The sequence below is a fragment of the Kitasatospora sp. CM 4170 genome (assembly GCF_032110285.1).
In the GTDB taxonomy this organism is placed as follows: Bacteria; Actinomycetota; Actinomycetes; order Streptomycetales; family Streptomycetaceae; genus Kitasatospora; species Kitasatospora aburaviensis.
In genome coordinates, this window is the sequence record NZ_CP134877.1 from 6,981,617 (window position 1) to 6,998,446 (window position 16,830).

General features: G+C 75.1%; 15 protein-coding genes. 11 read left to right on the forward strand and 4 right to left on the reverse strand.

Annotated features, from left to right (window positions below; all coding sequences use genetic code 11):
• Nucleotides 1-118 precede the first annotated feature (118 nt).
• The 4 genes from RMN57_RS29450 (at nt 119) to RMN57_RS29465 (ending at nt 5,152) form a co-directional block, all read left to right on the forward strand.
• Nucleotides 119-961, forward strand: a complete 843-nt coding sequence (locus RMN57_RS29450) for a nitrilase-related carbon-nitrogen hydrolase (protein ID WP_313766313.1) — start codon at nt 119-121, stop codon at nt 959-961.
• A gap of 11 nt (nt 962-972) precedes the next feature.
• Nucleotides 973-2,391 (forward strand): dihydropyrimidinase, encoded by a 1,419-nt coding sequence (hydA, locus tag RMN57_RS29455; RefSeq protein WP_313766314.1) that lies wholly within the window; start codon nt 973-975, stop codon nt 2,389-2,391.
• Nucleotides 2,392-2,540: 149 nt separating this feature from the next.
• Complete coding sequence (locus tag RMN57_RS29460; protein WP_313766315.1) at nt 2,541-3,575, forward strand: TIGR03842 family LLM class F420-dependent oxidoreductase; 1,035 nt, start codon at nt 2,541-2,543, stop codon at nt 3,573-3,575.
• A complete protein-coding gene (locus tag RMN57_RS29465; protein WP_313766316.1) occupies nt 3,572-5,152 on the forward strand; it encodes an NCS1 family nucleobase:cation symporter-1 in 1,581 nt (526 codons plus the stop codon). The genes RMN57_RS29460 and RMN57_RS29465 overlap by 4 nt, the downstream gene beginning before the upstream one ends.
• Before the next feature lie 57 nt (nt 5,153-5,209).
• On the opposite strand, the gene RMN57_RS29470 is transcribed toward RMN57_RS29465, so the two are convergent.
• Nucleotides 5,210-6,472 carry a glycosyltransferase gene (locus tag RMN57_RS29470; RefSeq protein ID WP_313766317.1) on the reverse strand — a complete coding sequence of 421 codons (1,263 nt, stop codon included), beginning with the start codon at nt 6,470-6,472 and terminating at the stop codon, nt 5,210-5,212.
• A gap of 137 nt (nt 6,473-6,609) precedes the next feature.
• On the opposite strand from RMN57_RS29470, the gene RMN57_RS29475 reads away from it, so the two are divergent.
• Nucleotides 6,610-6,876, forward strand: coding sequence for a GlsB/YeaQ/YmgE family stress response membrane protein (locus tag RMN57_RS29475; RefSeq protein WP_313766318.1), 267 nt, complete (start codon nt 6,610-6,612; stop codon nt 6,874-6,876).
• Between the two features lie 42 nt (nt 6,877-6,918).
• Here the strand turns inward: RMN57_RS29475 and RMN57_RS29480 are convergent, their stop codons facing one another.
• Together RMN57_RS29480 and RMN57_RS29485 are read right to left on the reverse strand one after the other, a co-directional pair.
• Entirely contained in the window at nt 6,919-7,506 is a 588-nt protein-coding gene (locus RMN57_RS29480; RefSeq protein ID WP_313766319.1) for a TetR family transcriptional regulator, read from the reverse strand.
• A gap of 171 nt (nt 7,507-7,677) precedes the next feature.
• Entirely contained in the window at nt 7,678-8,703 is a 1,026-nt protein-coding gene (locus tag RMN57_RS29485) for an aldo/keto reductase (protein WP_313766320.1), read from the reverse strand.
• Between the two features lie 964 nt (nt 8,704-9,667).
• On the opposite strand from RMN57_RS29485, the gene RMN57_RS29490 reads away from it, so the two are divergent.
• The 6 genes from RMN57_RS29490 (at nt 9,668) to paaE (ending at nt 15,374) form a co-directional block, all read left to right on the forward strand.
• Nucleotides 9,668-11,062, forward strand: coding sequence for a M20/M25/M40 family metallo-hydrolase (locus RMN57_RS29490; protein WP_313766321.1), 1,395 nt, complete (start codon nt 9,668-9,670; stop codon nt 11,060-11,062).
• A 346-nt stretch (nt 11,063-11,408) separates the two neighbouring features.
• On the forward strand, nt 11,409-12,419 hold the full coding sequence (gene paaA / locus RMN57_RS29495) for a 1,2-phenylacetyl-CoA epoxidase subunit PaaA (protein WP_313766322.1): 1,011 nt from the start codon (nt 11,409-11,411) through the stop codon (nt 12,417-12,419).
• Nucleotides 12,416-12,709, forward strand: coding sequence for a 1,2-phenylacetyl-CoA epoxidase subunit PaaB (gene paaB, locus RMN57_RS29500; protein ID WP_030056311.1), 294 nt, complete (start codon nt 12,416-12,418; stop codon nt 12,707-12,709). The genes paaA and paaB overlap by 4 nt, the downstream gene beginning before the upstream one ends.
• Nucleotides 12,710-12,726: 17 nt before the next feature.
• A complete protein-coding gene (gene paaC / locus RMN57_RS29505) occupies nt 12,727-13,608 on the forward strand; it encodes a 1,2-phenylacetyl-CoA epoxidase subunit PaaC (protein ID WP_313766323.1) in 882 nt (293 codons plus the stop codon).
• Nucleotides 13,602-14,204, forward strand: a complete 603-nt coding sequence (paaD, locus tag RMN57_RS29510; protein WP_313766324.1) for a 1,2-phenylacetyl-CoA epoxidase subunit PaaD — start codon at nt 13,602-13,604, stop codon at nt 14,202-14,204. The genes paaC and paaD overlap by 7 nt, the downstream gene beginning before the upstream one ends.
• Complete coding sequence (gene paaE, locus RMN57_RS29515; RefSeq protein ID WP_313766325.1) at nt 14,205-15,374, forward strand: 1,2-phenylacetyl-CoA epoxidase subunit PaaE; 1,170 nt, start codon at nt 14,205-14,207, stop codon at nt 15,372-15,374.
• A gap of 70 nt (nt 15,375-15,444) precedes the next feature.
• Here the strand turns inward: paaE and RMN57_RS29520 are convergent, their stop codons facing one another.
• Nucleotides 15,445-16,722, reverse strand: a complete 1,278-nt coding sequence (locus tag RMN57_RS29520) for an NAD(P)-binding domain-containing protein (RefSeq protein ID WP_313766326.1) — start codon at nt 16,720-16,722, stop codon at nt 15,445-15,447.
• Between the last annotated feature and the right edge of the window lie 108 nt (nt 16,723-16,830).

Here is a 16,830-nt window from a genome sequence, read left to right on the forward strand (position 1 = left end):
TACGGTCTACGGACCACGTTCTACGCACGTAGATGTGCATGGCTGCACAGATCCGCCCCGACAACCCTCAGACCGCGGGCCCGCCCACCGGCCGGGCCGCGGAGTTGCGGAGGTACCCATGTCGCAGATCGTCCGCGCCGCCCTCGTCCAGACCCGGTGGACCGGGGACCAGGAGACGATGATCGCCCTCCACGAGCGGCACGCCCGTGCGGCCGCCGCCCAGGGCGCGAAGATCATCGGGTTCCAGGAGGTCTTCAACTCCCCCTACTTCTGCCAGGTCCAGGAACCCGAGCACTACCGCTGGGCCGAGGCCGTCCCCGACGGGCCCACCGTCCGCCGGATGCAGGACCTCGCCCGCGAGCTCGGCATGGTCGTCGTCGTCCCCGTCTACGAGGAGGACCAGCCCGGCGTCTACTACAACACCGCCGCCGTGATCGACGCCGACGGCCGCTACCTCGGCAAGTACCGCAAGCACCACATCCCCCAGGTCAAGGGATTCTGGGAGAAGTACTACTTCAAGCCCGGGAACCTCGGCTGGCCGGTCTTCGACACCGCCGTCGGCAAGGTCGGCGTCTACATCTGCTACGACCGGCACTTCCCCGAGGGCTGGCGGGCCCTCGGCCTGGCCGGCGCCCAGATCGTCTACAACCCCTCCGCCACCAGCCGCGGCCTCTCCGCCTACCTCTGGCAGCTCGAACAGCCCGCCGCCGCGGTCGCCAACGAGTACTTCGTCGCCGCCATCAACCGGGTCGGCACCGAGGAGTACGGCGACAACGACTTCTACGGCACCTCCTACTTCGTCGACCCGCGCGGCCAGTTCGTCGGCGACGTCGCCTCCGACAAGGAGGAGGAGCTGGTCGTCCGCGACCTCGACCTCGGCCTCATCGAGGAGGTCCGCCAGCAGTGGGCGTTCTACCGCGACCGCCGGCCCGAGGCCTACGGACCCCTGACCGAGGCGTGAGGGGAACCGCGATGACCACCACCCGCACCATCGTCCGCGGCGGCCTCGTGATCACCGCCACCGACGAACTCCACGCCGACGTCCTGATCGAGGGCGAGCGCATCGCCGCCCTCGCCGCCACCGGCAGCGACGCCGCCCGGGCCTGGACCGCCGACACCGTCATCGACGCCGCCGGCCACTACGTGATCCCCGGCGGCGTCGACGCCCACACCCACATGGAACTGCCCTTCGGCGGCACCGCCGCGTCCGACACCTTCGAGACCGGCACCCGCGCCGCCGCCTGGGGCGGCACCACCACGATCGTGGACTTCGCCGTGCAGCCCGTCGGCGGCTCGCTGCGCGAGGGCCTCGACGCCTGGCACGCCAAGGCCGACGGCAACTGCGCCGTCGACTACGCCTTCCACACCATCGTCTCCGACGTCAACGACGGCGTGCTCAAGGAGATGGACGCGCTCGTCGACTCCGGGGAGTCCACCTCCTTCAAGCTCTTCATGGCCTACCCCGGCGTGTTCTACAGCGACGACGGCCGCATCCTGCGCGCCATGCAGCGCGGCGCCGCCAACGGCGGGCTGACCATGATGCACGCCGAGAACGGCATCGCCATCGACGTGCTGGTCGAACAGGCGCTCGCCGCCGGGAAGACCGCCCCCCGCTACCACGGCGAGGTCCGGCGCGAACTCCTGGAGGCCGAGGCGACCCACCGCGCGATCAAGCTCGCCCAGGTCGCCGGCAGCCCGCTCTACGTCGTCCACGTCTCCGCCGCCTCGGCGCTCGCCGAGATCACCCAGGCCCGCGACGCCGGCCTCAACGTCTTCGGCGAGACCTGCCCCCAGTACCTCTTCCTCTCCACCGACAACCTCGCCGAGGAGGGCGCCGACGGCTTCGAGGGCGCCAAGTACGTCTGCAGCACCCCGCTGCGCCCCCGCGAGCACCAGGCCGCGCTCTGGCGCGGCCTGCGCACCAACGACCTCCAGGTGGTCTCCACCGACCACTGTCCGTTCTGCTACGTCGGCCAGAAGGAGCTCGGCCGCGGCGACTTCTCGAAGATCCCCAACGGCCTGCCCGGCGTGGAGAACCGGATGGACCTGCTCCACCAGGCCGTCGTCGACGGGCACCTGACCCGCCGCCGCTGGATCGAGATCGCCTGCACCACCCCGGCCCGGATGTTCGGCCTCCACCCGCGCAAGGGCACCATCGCCCCCGGCGCCGACGCCGACCTGGTCGTCTACGACCCCGCCGCCGTGCAGACCGTCTCCGCCGCCACCCACCACATGAACGTCGACTACTCGGCCTACGAGGGGCGGCGACTCACCGGCCGCGCCCGCACGGTGCTCTCCCGCGGCACCGTCGTCCTCGACCGCGGCAACTGGCTCGGCCGGGCCGGACACGGCACGTTCCTGCGCCGCGACACCTGCCAGTACCTGGTCTGACGCCCGGCACCACCCGCCCCCGTCCGCCGGCGACTCCGTCCGCCGACGACTCGGCCGGCCGGCGCACCCCGCCGGCCGGCACCCCGTCCGCCGCCGCCCCGGGCCGAACGCCGGGCCCGGGGCCGCGGCCAGCCCCCTGGAGCACCCCCATGGACATCGGCCTCGTCCTGCAGACCGACCCGCCCGCCCGCCTGCTCATCGACCGTATGATCCGCGCCGAGCGGGCCGGCTTCAGCCACGGCTGGACCTTCGACTCCTGCGTCCTGTGGCAGGAGCCCTTCGTCATCTACAGCCGCATCCTCGCCGAGACCGAGCGGCTCACCGTCGGCCCGATGGTCACCAACCCCTCCACCCGCACCTGGGAGGTCACCGCCTCCCTCTTCGCCACCCTCAACGACATGTACGGCAACCGGACGGTCTGCGGCATCGGCCGCGGCGACTCCGCCATGCGCGTGGCCGGCCGCCACCCCGCCACCCTCGAACGGCTCTCCCACGCCATGCACGCGATCAAGGAGCTCGCCGAGGGACGCACCGTCGAGGTCGACGGCACCGAGATGCACCTGCCCTGGGTCGGCGAGGGCAGGCGGCTGCCCGTCTGGATGGGCGCCTACGGCCCCAAGGCCCTGGCCCTGACCGGCCGCCAGGCCGACGGCTTCATCCTCCAGCTGGCCGACCCCTACCTCACCGAGTTCATGATCAAGGCGGTCCGGGCGGCCGCCGCCGACGCCGGACGCGACCCCGACGCGCTCACCATCTGCGTCGCCGCCCCCGCCTACGTCACCGCCGACGACTCCCCGGCCGCCCTGGCCCACGCCCGCGAACAGTGCCGCTGGTTCGGCGGCATGGTCGGCAACCACGTCGCCGACCTGGTCCGCCACTACGGCGAGCACTCCGACCTCGTCCCCGACGCCCTCACCGCCTACATCAAGGACCGCCAGGGCTACGACTACAGCCACCACGGCCGCGCCGGGAACCCCGACACCGCCTTCGTCCCCGACGAGATCGTCGACCGCTTCTGCCTCATCGGCCCGCCCGCCACCCAGCTCGCCCGCCTCGACCACCTCCGCTCCCTCGGCGTCGACCAGTTCGCCGTCTACGCCATGCACGACGCCATCGAGGCCACCATCGACGCCTACGGCACCGACGTCATCCCGCAGCTGGGCGCGGCCGGGGCCCGTCCATGACCGGAACCGCCGCGATAGGGGGCGACGGCACCCCGCCCGGACAACCGGACGGCCCCCTCCCGGAGCTCCGACACGCCGACGGCCGGGTCGAGTTGGACCCGGCCGTCGCGGCCCTTCCCGCCAACGGTTTCACCAACGACGACCTGCGCCCCGTCCCCGTCGCCCGCCGCACCTGGACCACCTACAACTTCCTCGCGCTCTGGGTCGGGATGGCCCACAACATCCCCTCCTGGACCCTCGCCTCCGGCCTGGTCGCCCTCGGCATGGACTGGAAGCAGGCCGTCCTCACCATCGCCCTCGCCAACCTCATCGTGCTCGTACCGATGCTGCTCGCCGGCCATGCCGGCACGAAGTACGGCATCCCGTTCCCGGTCTTCGCCCGCGCCTCCTTCGGCCTGCGCGGCGCCAACCTGCCGGCCCTCGTCCGGGCCGCGGTCGCCTGCGCCTGGTTCGGCATCCAGACCTGGATCGGCGGCGAGGGCATCTTCCTGCTGGCCGGCAAGCTCCTCGGCGAATCCTGGCGCACGGCAGGTGAGCTGGGCGGCTACCCGTGGACGCAGTGGCTCTCGTTCCTGCTGTTCTGGCTGATCGAGATGGTCGTCATCGCCCGCGGCATGGAGACCCTGCGCCGGTTCGAGAACTGGGCCGCGCCGTTCGTCATCGTCGGTGCCCTCGCCCTGCTGGCCTGGATCACCGTCAAGGCCGGCGGGTTCGGCCCGCTGCTCGACCAGCCGTCCCGGCTCGGCTGGGACGCGGACTTCTGGAAGGTCTTCTTCCCGGCCCTGATGGGCATGATCGGGTTCTGGTCCACCCTCGCCCTCAACATCCCCGACTTCACCCGCTTCGGCGGCAGCCAGCGCGCCCAGATCCGCGGCCAGGCCCTCGGCCTGCCCACCACCATGACCCTCTTCGCGCTGCTCTCCGTCCTGGTCACCTCCGGGTCGCAGGCGGTCTACGGCGAACCGCTCTGGGATCCGATCGCCCTCGCCGCCAAGATGGAGAGCCCGGTCGGCATCCTCTTCGCGCTGCTGACCGTCCTGGTCGCCACCCTGTCGGTCAACATCGCCGCCAACGTCGTCTCACCCGCCTACGACCTCGCCAACCTGCTGCCGCGGCACGTCGACTTCCGCGCCGGGGCGCTGATCACGGGCGTCGTCGGGATCGCGATCTTCCCGTGGAAGCTCATCTCCGACCCGCACGTCTACATCTTCACCTGGCTCGGCGTCGTCGGCGGCCTGCTCGGCACCGTCGCCGGCATCCTCGTCGCCGACTACTGGCTGCTGCGCCGCACCCGACTCCGGCTCGCCGAGCTCTACCGGCCGGGCGGTGCCTACTGGTACACCGCCGGGTGGAACTGGCGCGCCGTCACCGCGCTGCTCGTCGGCGGCCTCCTCGCCGTCGGCGGCTCCTACGGCGGCCCGTTCCCGGCCGACGGCCTGGTCCCGGTGCTCAAGCCGCTCGCCGACTACGGGTGGGCGGTCGGCGTGGGGTCGTCGCTGGCGCTCTACACGGTGCTGACACTGGCGAGCGGCCGGCGTGGCGCCGGCGGGGGTCGACGGCACGCCGGCGACCGTTGACGGGTCGGCCGACGGGCGCCGAGCGCGCCGCCGTCCCGGCCCGGCGCGGGCCGCCGGTCACCGAGGGGTGCTGCCCGCGGAGGAGCCGGCGATCCGGTCGACGGCTTCGACGACCTTCCCCGCGCCGTCCTCGGCGGCCAGCACCCGGGCGACGGCGCGGGCCCGGGCGCGGTGGCCCGGGTCGTCCAGGGCCCGGCGGATCGCGGCGGCGAGGCGGTCCGCGGTGAGGCCGGCGAGCGGGACCGGCCCAGGAGTGGTGCCGAGGCGGGCGGCGCGCGCGGCCCAGAACGGGGCGTCCAGCTGGGCGGGAACCGGGACGGTGGGCGTGCCGGCCCGCAGGGTGGCGGCGGTGGTGCCGGCCCCCGCGTGGTGGACGGTCGCGGCCATCCGCGGGAACAGCCAGCAGTGCGGGGTGTCGTCGACGGTCAGCAGGTCGTCGCCCTCGGGCGCGGCGAGGCCGCTCCAGCCCGGCTGGACCACCGCGCGCACCCGGGCGGCCCGCAGCGCGGCCAGGACGGTGGCGGTGAGCCGCTCGGGGTCGGGGACGACCAGGCTGCCGAAGCCGACGAACACCGGCGGCGGACCGGCCGCGAGGAAGTCGAGGAGCCGGGCCGGTGGTTGCCACCCGGGCTCGGGGTGGGGCCACCAGTAGCCGGCCACGTCGAGGCCGGGCCGCCAGTCGGCGGGCCGCGGCACCACGGTGGGGGAGAAGCCGTGCAGGACGGCGTGGTCGCGCCGGGCGCGCGCCACACTGCGCGGCGGCAGGCCGAGGCGGCGGCGCAGCCGGCGCACCGCGGGGGCGAACAGCCGGTCGGTGGCGGCCTGGACGGCGTGCCCGGCCAGCACGTTCCCGGCCCGGCCCAGCGACCGGGAGCCGGTCACGACCGGGGCGAACTCCCGCGTCGGCGCGAGCGGTTGGAGGTGCAGCCCGAGGTGGGGGAGGCCGGCCGCCTCGGCGACCGCCCGACCCAGGGCGGAGGTGGTGCTGCTGGTGAGCAGGAGGTCGGCACCCCGGTCGGCGGCGGCGGCGATGCCGTCGCCGATGGCGGGCATGAAGGAGCGCCCCAGCCGCAGGAGTTCGAGGACGGCGAGCGGCCCGGACCCGGCCCGCAGGAGGCGCTGGCCGCCGGTCGAGGCGAGTTCGGCGCGCGGGTCGACGGGCAGCGGACGGAATTCGAGACCGGCCGCGCGCACCGCGTCGGCGAAGGTGGTGTGCGTGGCGACGGCCACCTGGTGGCCGGCCGCGTGCAGCCGGACGCCGAGCCCGGTGAACGGGGCGACGTCGCCCCGGGAGCCGGCGGTGGCGATCAGGATGCGCATGGCGGCAGTATCCCGGCGCCGGCGGGCCGGGCGGGGGCGGCCACGCCCGGCGCACCGGAACCGCGGGGGCGCACGGGAGCGTCCCTGCGGGCAGGACGGTCCGGCCGGGACCGCCGTAGCGGAGGGCGGGAGGACGCATGAGCTTCGTCGCGTGGATCGTGCTGGGCCTGGTGGCCGGGGCTCTGGCCAAGCTGCTGCTGCCGGGGAAGGACCCGGGCGGCCTGGTGGTGACCACCCTGATCGGCATCGCCGGGTCGTTCGTCGGCGGCTGGATCTCCTCGCGGTTCCTGCACCGCGAGGTGACGGCGCACTTCTTCGACCTGGCCACCTGGGCCTCGGCGATCGGCGGCGCACTGGTGCTCCTGATCGCCTACCGCCTCGTCTTCGGCAACTCCCGCCGCTGACCCCGGCCGCACGGGGGCCGAGTGGCCCGGCCGCCGGCCGGGCTACTTCGCCGTGAGGCCGCCGAGGACGAGCTTCCAGAGCGCCTCGAAGCGGTCCTGGGCGTGCGGGTCGGACCACTCGGCCGCGTGGGCGGGGTCGTGGAAGTGCGCGGTGGCCTCGAAGACGGCGCGGGCGGTCGAGCCGATGTCGGCGGGACCGAACTCCCCGGCCTGCACGCCGTCCCGGACGATCCGGCCGATCTGCGCCACCATCGTGTCGATGTGCGCCTCGACGGTGCTGCTGGTCTCGGCGACCAGCGTCATGTAGGTGGCGAACAGCTGCGGGTCGTCCAGTGCCTTCTTCCGCTTGGCGGCGAACAGCGTCGCCAGCCAGCGGTGCAGCCGGTCCGCGGCGGGGCCGGGCTCGGTGGCGATGGACTGCAGCTCGTAGTGGGCCTGGTCGAGCCAGCGCTGGGTGACGGCCTCGCGCAGCGCCGCCTTGCTCGGGAAGAACCGGTAGACGCTGGTGTGGCTGACGCCGAGGTTGCGGGCGACGTCCACGACGGTGGCCTTGGCCGGGCCGAACCGCCTGAGGACGTCCTCCGTCGCGCTCAGGATCTGCTCGGGGGTGAGTGCGCTGTCCGTGGTCACGGGGAGGTACGTCCTTCGGGTGGGGCGTCCGCCGCCGGGGCGGCGGCGGACGGCGCTGCGGCCGGTGGGTGCGGCGCTGGTCGCCGGTCGGTGCGGGGGCTCGTCGGTGGTCGGAGGTGGTGGCCCGACGGCCCGGACCGGCGGCGGCGCCGTCCCGCGGCGGTGCCGCGCTCAGTGCTCGCTGTCGAGGTGGGCCATCTGAGCGGCAGCGTACCTCTCCCCGGCGGCGGAGCCGGCCGGGACGGCGGCCTCGATCGCGGCCAGGTCGGCCGGGCCGAGCGTGACGTCCAGCGTGCCGAGGGCCTCCCCGAGCCGGTTGCGGCGGCGGGCGCCGACCAGCGGGACGACGTCCTCACCGCGCGAGGCGACCCAGGCGATCGCGACCTGCGCGACGGTGGCGCCCCGCTCCGCGGCGACCGTGCGCAGCGCCTCGACCAGGTGGAGGTTGTGGGCGAGGTTGTCGCCCTGGAAGCGCGGGCTGTGGCCGCGGAAGTCCGTTCCGGCCAGCGCGCGGTCGTTGTTCCAGTGGCCGCTGAGCAGGCCGCGCGAGAGCACGCCGTACGCGGTGACGCCGATGCCCAGCTCGCGGGCGGTGGGCAGGATCTTCTCCTCGACGGAGCGGGAGATCAGGGAGTACTCGATCTGCAGGTCGCTGATCGGGTGGACGGCGGCGGCGCGGCGCAGGGTGTCGGCGCCGACCTCGGAGAGGCCGATGTGGCGGACGTAGCCGGCCTCGACCAGCTCGGCGATCGCGCCGACGGTCTCCTCGACCGGGACGTCCGGGTCCAGGCGGGCGGGCCGGTAGATGTCGACGTGGTCGGTGCGCAGGCGGCGCAGGGTGTAGGCGAGCGCGGTCTTCGTCGCCGCGGGGCTCGCGTCGTAGCCGAGCCACTGGCCGTCCGGGCTGCGCTGGGCGCCGAACTTCACGCTGATCTGCACGCTCTCGCGGTCGCGGCCGCGGAGCGCGTCGTGGATCAGCAGCTCGTTGTGGCCCATGCCGTAGAAGTCGCCGGTGTCGAGCAGGGTGACGCCGGCGTCGAGCGCGGCGTGGACGGTGGCGATGCTCTCGGCCTCGTCGGCCGGGCCGTAGAGGTCGGACATGCCCATGCAGCCGAGGCCGAGGACGGAGGTGGTGGGGCCGGCGGCGCCGAGCGGGCGCTGCTGGATGCGGGGGCCGGCGGAGGGAGCGGTGGACATGCGGGGCTCCTGACGGGGAGGGGGGAGGGATGTGGATGCGGATGCGTGGCGGGTGGCCGAGTTCAACTGTGCCACGGGCGCGAACAGATTTCAAAGTCTGTTCGCTGAAAGTTGTCATGTGAACCTAGTGTCTGACCGATTGCGGAATGTGGTCGACGGCGATGCGGCCGCGCCCGTCGACCGGCTGGCCGCCGTGCCCGCCGCCGGGGAAGGCGGCCGGGGAGGGTCGACGGGGAAGGTGGTCGGGTAAGGCCGCGCCGCACCGTCCGACCCCCCCGAGCCGTGCGCCACCCCGTAGCCGCACAACTGCCGGACCACCGCCCGGTGTCGAGCCCCGCGCCGCGCTCCGCAGGGCCGGCCCGCGACCCGCCGGCCTGGTACCGGGCGCCGAGCCGCTGTCACCCATCCGGCGTGGAAATGCCGCGCCTTGGCCGTTTGCGCTGCCAAACCCCGGCGACGGGTTCATGGTGGAGATGGGCGCGATCCGGCGACCGCGCTCGCGCGCCGATCCAGGCCCGCGCGCCGTACGCCCGCCGCCGTTCTCCGACGGGCACGCGAGGCGGGGCCCGGCCCCGGCACGCTGGGAGCAGGGCCACCTCGCAGGAAACCGAACGGTTCTTCTAGGCTCACATCTCGGCTTCCCTGTGGCGGTGCGGCTACTGCGCCCGCTGCTTCGAAGCCGCCGTCCACGGGGCCCCGGGCCGACCGGGGCCGCCGGATCGAGCGAGGAGGACGCAATGCCAAGCACGCCGCCCAGCCGTTCCAACGGACTTGAGCCAGACGGGCCGTCCCGGGGGATCCCGGCCCGTGCCGGGTTCAGAGGGGTCATCGGGCGGAGCGGAGCGTCCGGTGCCACTCGGGCCGCGCGCTCGGGCCGACCGGTGCGGCCGCTCATCAATACCGGCGGCGGCCGCGGAGGCGAGCGTTGAGTCCCCGAACCGTCCGGCCGCCCGTCGCGGAGGCCGTGACCACCGAACCCGCCCGCACGCCGGCCGTCGCCTCCGCTCCGTCCCCCAACGCCGAGGCAGGGGCGGCCGCCACCGCGGCGCCCGCCGTCGCGGAGCCGTCCGACACGGAGGCCGGCGCTCCGCCACCCGCCGCCGCCTCTCCCGGTACCGGTGCCGCCGCGGCCTTCCCGGCCGCCGGACCGGCGGCCGGAGCGCCGGCCGCCGACGGGCCCACCGCGGCCCTGCCCGGTCTGCCCCAGGCGCTCAGCACCCGCGCCCGCACCCTGGCCGGAGCCGTCCGGCGCCGCTGCGCCGACCTGGCCCGAATCGAGTCGCCCAGCGGGGACGCCCCCCGACTCAACGCGCTCGCCGAGGAGTTGGCCGCCGGCTTCCGCGCCACCGGGGCCACCGCGCACCGCGAGGCCGGTCCGGCCGGCGATCACCTGCTCCTCCAGTGGGAAGGCCAGGACGAGAGCCTGCCGCACCTCCTGGTGGTCGGCCACCACGACACCGTCTGGCCGGTCGGCACGCTGGAGGACTGGCCGGTCACCGAAGAGGACGGCATCCTCAGCGGTCCCGGCGTGATCGACATGAAGGGCGGACTCGCCGTTCTCGAAGGCGCGTTCGCCCTGCTCGCCGACCTCGGCCAGCGCCCGCACCGCACCGTCCGGCTGGTCGTGGTCTCCGACGAGGAGGTCGGCAGCCCCGACGGCCGCCGGCTGGTCGAGCGCCAACTTCGGGGGGCGGCCGCCGTCCTGGGCCTCGAACCGCCCCACCCGGACGGCCGGCTCAAGACCGCGCGCCGCGGCAGCAGCCGGGTCCGGCTCACGGTCACCGGGCGGGAGGCGCACGCCGGCAACGACGCCGCGGAAGGCGTGTCCGCCGTGGACGAACTGGTCGACCAGCTGGTCGCGGTCCGCGGATTCGCCTGCCAGCCGGGCACCGAGCTCAACGCCGGGCGGATCAGCGGTGGCACCCGGGCCAACGTGGTCGCCGGCCGGGCGGAGGCCGAGCTCGGTCTGCGCTTCGCCACCGTCGAGGCCCAGCGGCGCACCCTCGACAACCTGGCCCGGCTCGCCGCGCTGCGCCCGGGGGCGCGGGTGCGCACCGAGGTGCTCTCCAGCCGCCCGGCCTGGCCGGAGCGCGCGGCGAACCCGCTGCTGCGGCACGTCCGCTCGCTCGCGGCCGTGCTCGGCCAGCAGCTGGACGGCGGCCCGGCGGGCGGCGCCGGGGACACCAATCTGCCGGGGTCGCGCGGGCTGCCCACGCTCGACGGCTTCGGCGCGGTCGGTGCGGGCGCCCACGCCCGGCACGAGCACATCCGGATCGACCAGCTGGCGCCGCGGATCGCGCTGCTGGCCGCACTCCTCGCCGTCCCGCTGCCCCGCCTGCGGGACCGCGCGGAGGGCTAGCCGGCGGTCCCGCAGTGGGGCGGCCGAAGCCCGGCCGGCCCCGCCGGGCCGCCGGCCTCACGGAGCGGGCCCGCCCTCCGGCAGCTGCCGGACGGCGGGCCCGCTCCGTGCCCGGACCGGGGCGCCGCCCGCCCGGTCCCGCGCGCTCCCCGGCCCGCCTCCCTTGTCAGGGCGCCGTCCCACCGCGCACAATGGAACCGACCGAACGGTCAGTCGGTAGCGCGAGTGCCCGGCAGGCGACACCGGCAGGACCCAGCCGCCCTGCCCGTCACGCCCCGCCACCGCTCGCGTCCGACCCGCGACGCGAGAGACGCCCGTGGCGCGAGACACGTGAGAGGGGACCGTGGTGACAGCAGAGGTGGCCGAACCGGTGCCCGCCCAGACCCAGGAGGAGCTGTTCGAGGCGGTCATCGCCGCCGAGCAGCGGATCGAGCCCCGGGACTGGATGCCCGACGCCTACCGGGCCACCCTGATCCGCCAGATCGCCCAGCACGCCCACTCCGAGATCATCGGCATGCAGCCCGAGGGCAACTGGCTCACCCGCGCCCCGTCGCTGCGCCGCAAGGCGATCCTGCTGGCCAAGGCCCAGGACGAGGCCGGTCACGGCCTCTACCTCTACGCCGCCGCCGAGACCCTCGGTGTGGACCGCGCCGAGCTCACCGAGAAGCTGATCTCCGGCCGTCAGAAGTACTCGTCGATCTTCAACTACCCGACGCTCACCTACGCCGACGTCGGCGTGATCGGCTGGCTGGTCGACGGCGCCGCGATCTGCAACCAGGTGCCGCTCTGCCGTTGCAGCTACGGCCCCTACGCCCGGGCCATGGTCCGGATCTGCAAGGAGGAGTCGTTCCACCAGCGCCAGGGCTACGAGCTGCTGATGACGCTGATGCGCGGCACCGAGGCCCAGCGCCGGATGGTCCAGGACGCGGTGGACCGCTGGTGGTGGCCGTCGCTGATGATGTTCGGCCCCTCGGACGGGGACTCGCCGAACACCGCCCGCTCGATGGCCTGGCGGATCAAGCGGCACACCAACGACGAACTGCGTCGGCGCTTCGTGGACATGACCGTCCCGCAGGCCGAGCACCTCGGCGTCACCCTGCCCGACCCGGAGCTGCGGTGGAACGAGGAGCGCGGCGGCTGGGACTTCGGCGAGCCCGACTGGTCCGAGCTGACCCGGGTGATCCACGGCCAGGGCCCGTGCAACACCCAGCGGATCGATCGCCGCCGCGCCGCCCACGAGGACGGCGCCTGGGTGCGCGAGGCCGCCACCGCCTACGCCGCGAAGCGCCGCGCCGAGGTCGGGGCCCGCACCGCCGACGAAGCCCAGAACACCCCGGAACAGGAGAACGGAAAGTGACCGAGTCCAAGGCCGGCTGGCCGCTGTACGAGGTGTTCGTGCGCCCCCGGCGCGGGCTGAACCACGTCCACGTCGGCTCGCTGCACGCGGCCGACGACCGGATGGCGCTGCTCGCCGCCCGCGACCTCTACACCCGGCGCAACGAGGGCGTCAGCCTCTGGGTGGTCCGCTCGGACGCGATCACCGCCTCCACGCCGGACGAGCGGGACCCGTTCTTCGAGCCGAGCGGCGACAAGGTCTACCGCCACCCGACCTTCTACGACATCCCCGAGGATGTCCCGCACATCTGACGGGGAGCAGCAGAACCATGACCGACGACCACGTCTACCTCAGCCTCTCCGAGGCGACCCCCGAGCCCGAGGGCGAGGGCCGCTGGGCCTACGGCACGGGCTTCGCCGACCCGCTGCTCGGGGTCGACACGGCGGTGCCGGCCGGCCTCGACGGCGCCGACCTCGCCGCGTACTGCCTGATGCTGGGCGACGACGCGCTCGTCCTCTCCCAGCGGCTGATCGAGTGGTGCACCCGGGCGCCGGAGCTGGAGGAGGAGGTCGCGCTCGCCAACCTCGGCCTCGACCTGCTGGGCCAGGCCCGCCAGCTGCTCACCCGGGCCGGCCAGGCGGACGGCTCCGGCCGCACCGAGGACGACCTGGCGTACTGGCGCGAGGAGCACGAGTTCCGCAACGTCCGCCTGGTCGAGGCGCCCAACGGCGACTTCGCGTACTCGATCGCCCGCCTGCTGCTCTTCGCGACCGCGCGCGGCGCGCTGTACGAGGCGCTGGCCGGCCACGCCGACCCGGTGCTGGCGGCGGTCGCCGCCCGGGGCGCCAAGGAGCTCGCCTACCACCGCGAGTACGCCACGGCCTGGACGCTGCGGCTGGGCGACGGGACGCCGTACTCGGCGCAGCGGATGCAGGCCGGGCTGGACGCGGTCTGGCCGCTGCTGGAGGAGCTGTTCACGGCGCACCCGGTGGAACTGCGGGTCGGCGTCGACCCGGCGACGCTGCGCGAACCGGTGCTGCGCTCGCTGGCCGCCGTGCTGGCCGAGGCCGGACTGGCGATGCCGGAGGTGCCGGGTCTGGCCACGATCGGCGGCCGGGCCGGTCGGGACGGCGTGCACACCGAGGAGCTCGGGCTGCTGCTGGCCGAGCTGCAGGTGCTGGCCCGCGCACACCCGGGGGCGACGTGGTGACGGGCACGGCGACGGCGCGGGAGCGGGCCTGGGCGGTGGCCGCCGAGGTCCCCGACCCGGAGCTGCCCATGCTCACCCTCGCCGACCTGGGCGTCCTCGCCGAGGTGGAGGTCGAGGCGGCGGGTGCGGTGCCGACGGCGACGGCGGAGGCGCCCGTCGCCCCCGCCGAGGCGGCGGTGACCGCGTGGCTGACGCCGACCTACTCGGGCTGCCCGGCCGTCGCCGAGATGGCGGCCGACGTGGACCGCCGCCTGCGCGCGGCCGGCTACGCGGACGTCCGGGTCAGGCTGCGGCTCGACCCGGCGTGGTCCACCGACCTGATCACCGCCGAGGGCCGCCGCAAGCTCGCCGAGGCGGGCATCGCCCCGCCGCGCTCCGCGGCGGAGCGGGCGGCCCCGGCGGCGTCCGGCGGCGCCTCGCCGCGCGGCACCGCCCCGCCCCTGCTCACGCTCGGCCCCACCCGTCACCTGGTGGCCTGCCCGCTCTGCGGCGGCACCGACACCGAGGAACTGTCCCGATTCGGCTCCACCGCGTGCAAGGCGCTCTGGCGCTGCCGCGACTGCCGCGAGCCCTTCGAACGCGTCAAGGAGATCTGAATGGCCGCCGGTCCCGCCAGCACGGCCCGCCCCACCGAGGCCGACCCGGCCGTCGCCGCCGACGCCGCTGCCGACGCCGCCCCCGGTGCCCGGCCGGCCCGCCGTCCGACCTTCCACCGGCTGCGGATCGCCGAGGTGGAGCGGCTCTGCGAGGACGCCGTCGCCGTGACCTTCGCGGTGCCGGACGGGCTGTCCGACGCCTTCGCCTTCCGCCCGGGGCAGACGCTGACGCTGCGGCGGATGGTGGACGGGGTGGACGAGCGCCGCTCGTACTCGATCTGCGCCCCGGTCGGCGGACCGCTGCGGATCGCCGTCCGGGAGGTGCCCGGCGGGCTGTTCTCCCGCTGGCTGGTGCGCGACGCGGGGCCGGGTGAGGAGGTCGAGGTGCTGACCCCGACCGGCCTCTTCACCCCCGATCTGGGCGTGCCCGCCGACCACGTGCTGCTGGCGGCCGGCTCCGGGATCACCCCGATGCTCTCCATCGCCGCCTCGGTGCTCGCCGCCGACCCCACGTCCACCGTCACCCTGCTCTACGGCAACCGCCGCAGCGACACCGTGATGTTCGCCGACGAGCTGGCCGACCTGAAGGACCGCCACCTCGGCCGGCTCCAGCTGGTGCACGTCCTCTCCCGTGAGACCAGGGACGCCGAACTGCTCAGCGGGCGCCTCGACCCGGAGCGGGTCGATGCGCTGCTGACGGCGCTGGTGGACGTCCGGCAGGTCGGCCACTGGTGGCTCTGCGGCCCGTTCGGCATGGTCGCCGGGGCCAGGGAACTCCTGGCCGGCCTGGGCGTGCCGGGCGAGCGGGTGCACCAGGAGCTGTTCCACGCCGAGGACGAGCCGATCACCGAGCGCGCCGACGAGCCCGGTTCGGAGGCGGCGGACGACCGCCCGCACAGCGAGGTCACCGTCGTGCTCGACGGGCGCGGCAGCACGCTCAACCTCCCGTGCGACCGCTCCATCCTGGACGGTGCGCAGCGCTCCCGCCCGGACCTGCCGTTTGCCTGCAAGGGCGGCGTCTGCGGCACCTGCCGCGCCCTGGTCACCGAGGGCGAGGTGGAGATGCGGCGCAACTTCGCGCTGGAGGAGAAGGAGGTGGCCGCCGGCTACGTCCTGACCTGCCAGGCCCGCCCGGTCACCGACCGGGTGACGGTCGACTTCGACCGCTGACCGCTGACCGCTGACCGCTGACCGGCGGCCGTTGACCGGCGGATGGCGGCCGGGGCCGGGCCGGAGCCGGTCAGTGGACGGCGACCGGCTCCCGGCCGCCGTCCGCGGCCGGGGCCGCCGCGGTCCGGGCGGCCGGCGCATCCGACCGCGGGCCCACCGGCGTCGGGACGCCGAGCAGGCCGACGATGTCGTTCACGGCGGCCCGGCCCGCGCGGTTGGCGCCGATGGTGCTGGCCGACGGGCCGTAGCCGACCAGGTGGACGCGCGGATCGGCGGTGGCGCGGGTGCCGGTGAGCGCGATGCCGCCGCCGGTGGAGCGGAGGCCGAGCGGCGCGAGGTGGCCGACCTCGGGGCGGAAGCCGGTGGCCCAGACGATCGCGTCCACCGCCAGCTCCTCGTCACCCCAGGCGACCCCGTGCTCGGTGAGGCGGTCGAACATCGGGCGCCGGTGCAGCGCGCCCAGCTCCTCGGCGCGGCGGTAGGCGACGGACGGGCCGAGCCCGGTCACGCTCACCACGCTGCGCACCGGCAGCCCCTGGCGGACGCGTTCCTCGACCTTGGCCACGACCGCGCGCCCGTACTCGGGGGTGAACGGGCCGTCGTGGTAGACCGGCGGCGTGCGGGTGACCCAGACCGTCTCCCCGACGGCGGCGATCTCGGACAGCACCTGGATCGCCGAGGCCCCGCCACCGACCACCAGGACGCGCCGGCCGGCGAACTCCTGCGGGCCCCGGTAGGCGGCGTAGTGCAGCTGCCGACCGGAGAAGTGGCCGGGGTAGTGGGGCAGGAAGGGGCGGGTCCAGGTGCCGGTGGCGTTGATCAGCGCGCGGGTGGACCACGTGCCGCGGTCGGTCTCGACCAGCAGGCGCTCGCCCGGCAGCGCGGCCGGCCCGCCGTCCGGCCCGTCATTGGGTGCTCCCTCCGGCGCGCCGTCCGTCCGGGCGTCCCGCCGGTCGGACGCGGAACGGACCGCCAGGACGTGGACGGGGCGCACGACCGGGAGCGCGTGCCGGGCCTCGTACGCGGCGAAGTACCCCGGGACGACCTCGCGTGCGGGGGCGTCGGGGTCGGGCTCGGGCAGCTCGAAGTCGGGGAGGTCGTGGAAGCCGTGCACGGTGGCCATCCGCAGCGAGGGCGAGCGGTGTGCCCAGGCCCCGCCCGGAGCGTCGTCCGCGTCGAGCACCACGAAGCCGCCGTCGGAGCCCGCCCGGTAGGGGGCGAAGCCGCGGCGGCGGAGGTGGTAGGCGGCGGACAGGCCGGCCTGCCCGGCGCCCACCACCACGACGTCCACCCGCCGGAGCTCGCCGCCCGGCGCTCCGCCGCCGTTGGTTGCACCGTAAACAGTCACGCTGGTGAAACATCGGGTGGGGCGCGAGTGTTCCCCTCGTGCGCGGGTCGTCCGGCCCCGCGCTCACGCCGGGCGCGTCGGGCGTGCACGCGGGGCCCGGGGCAGCGG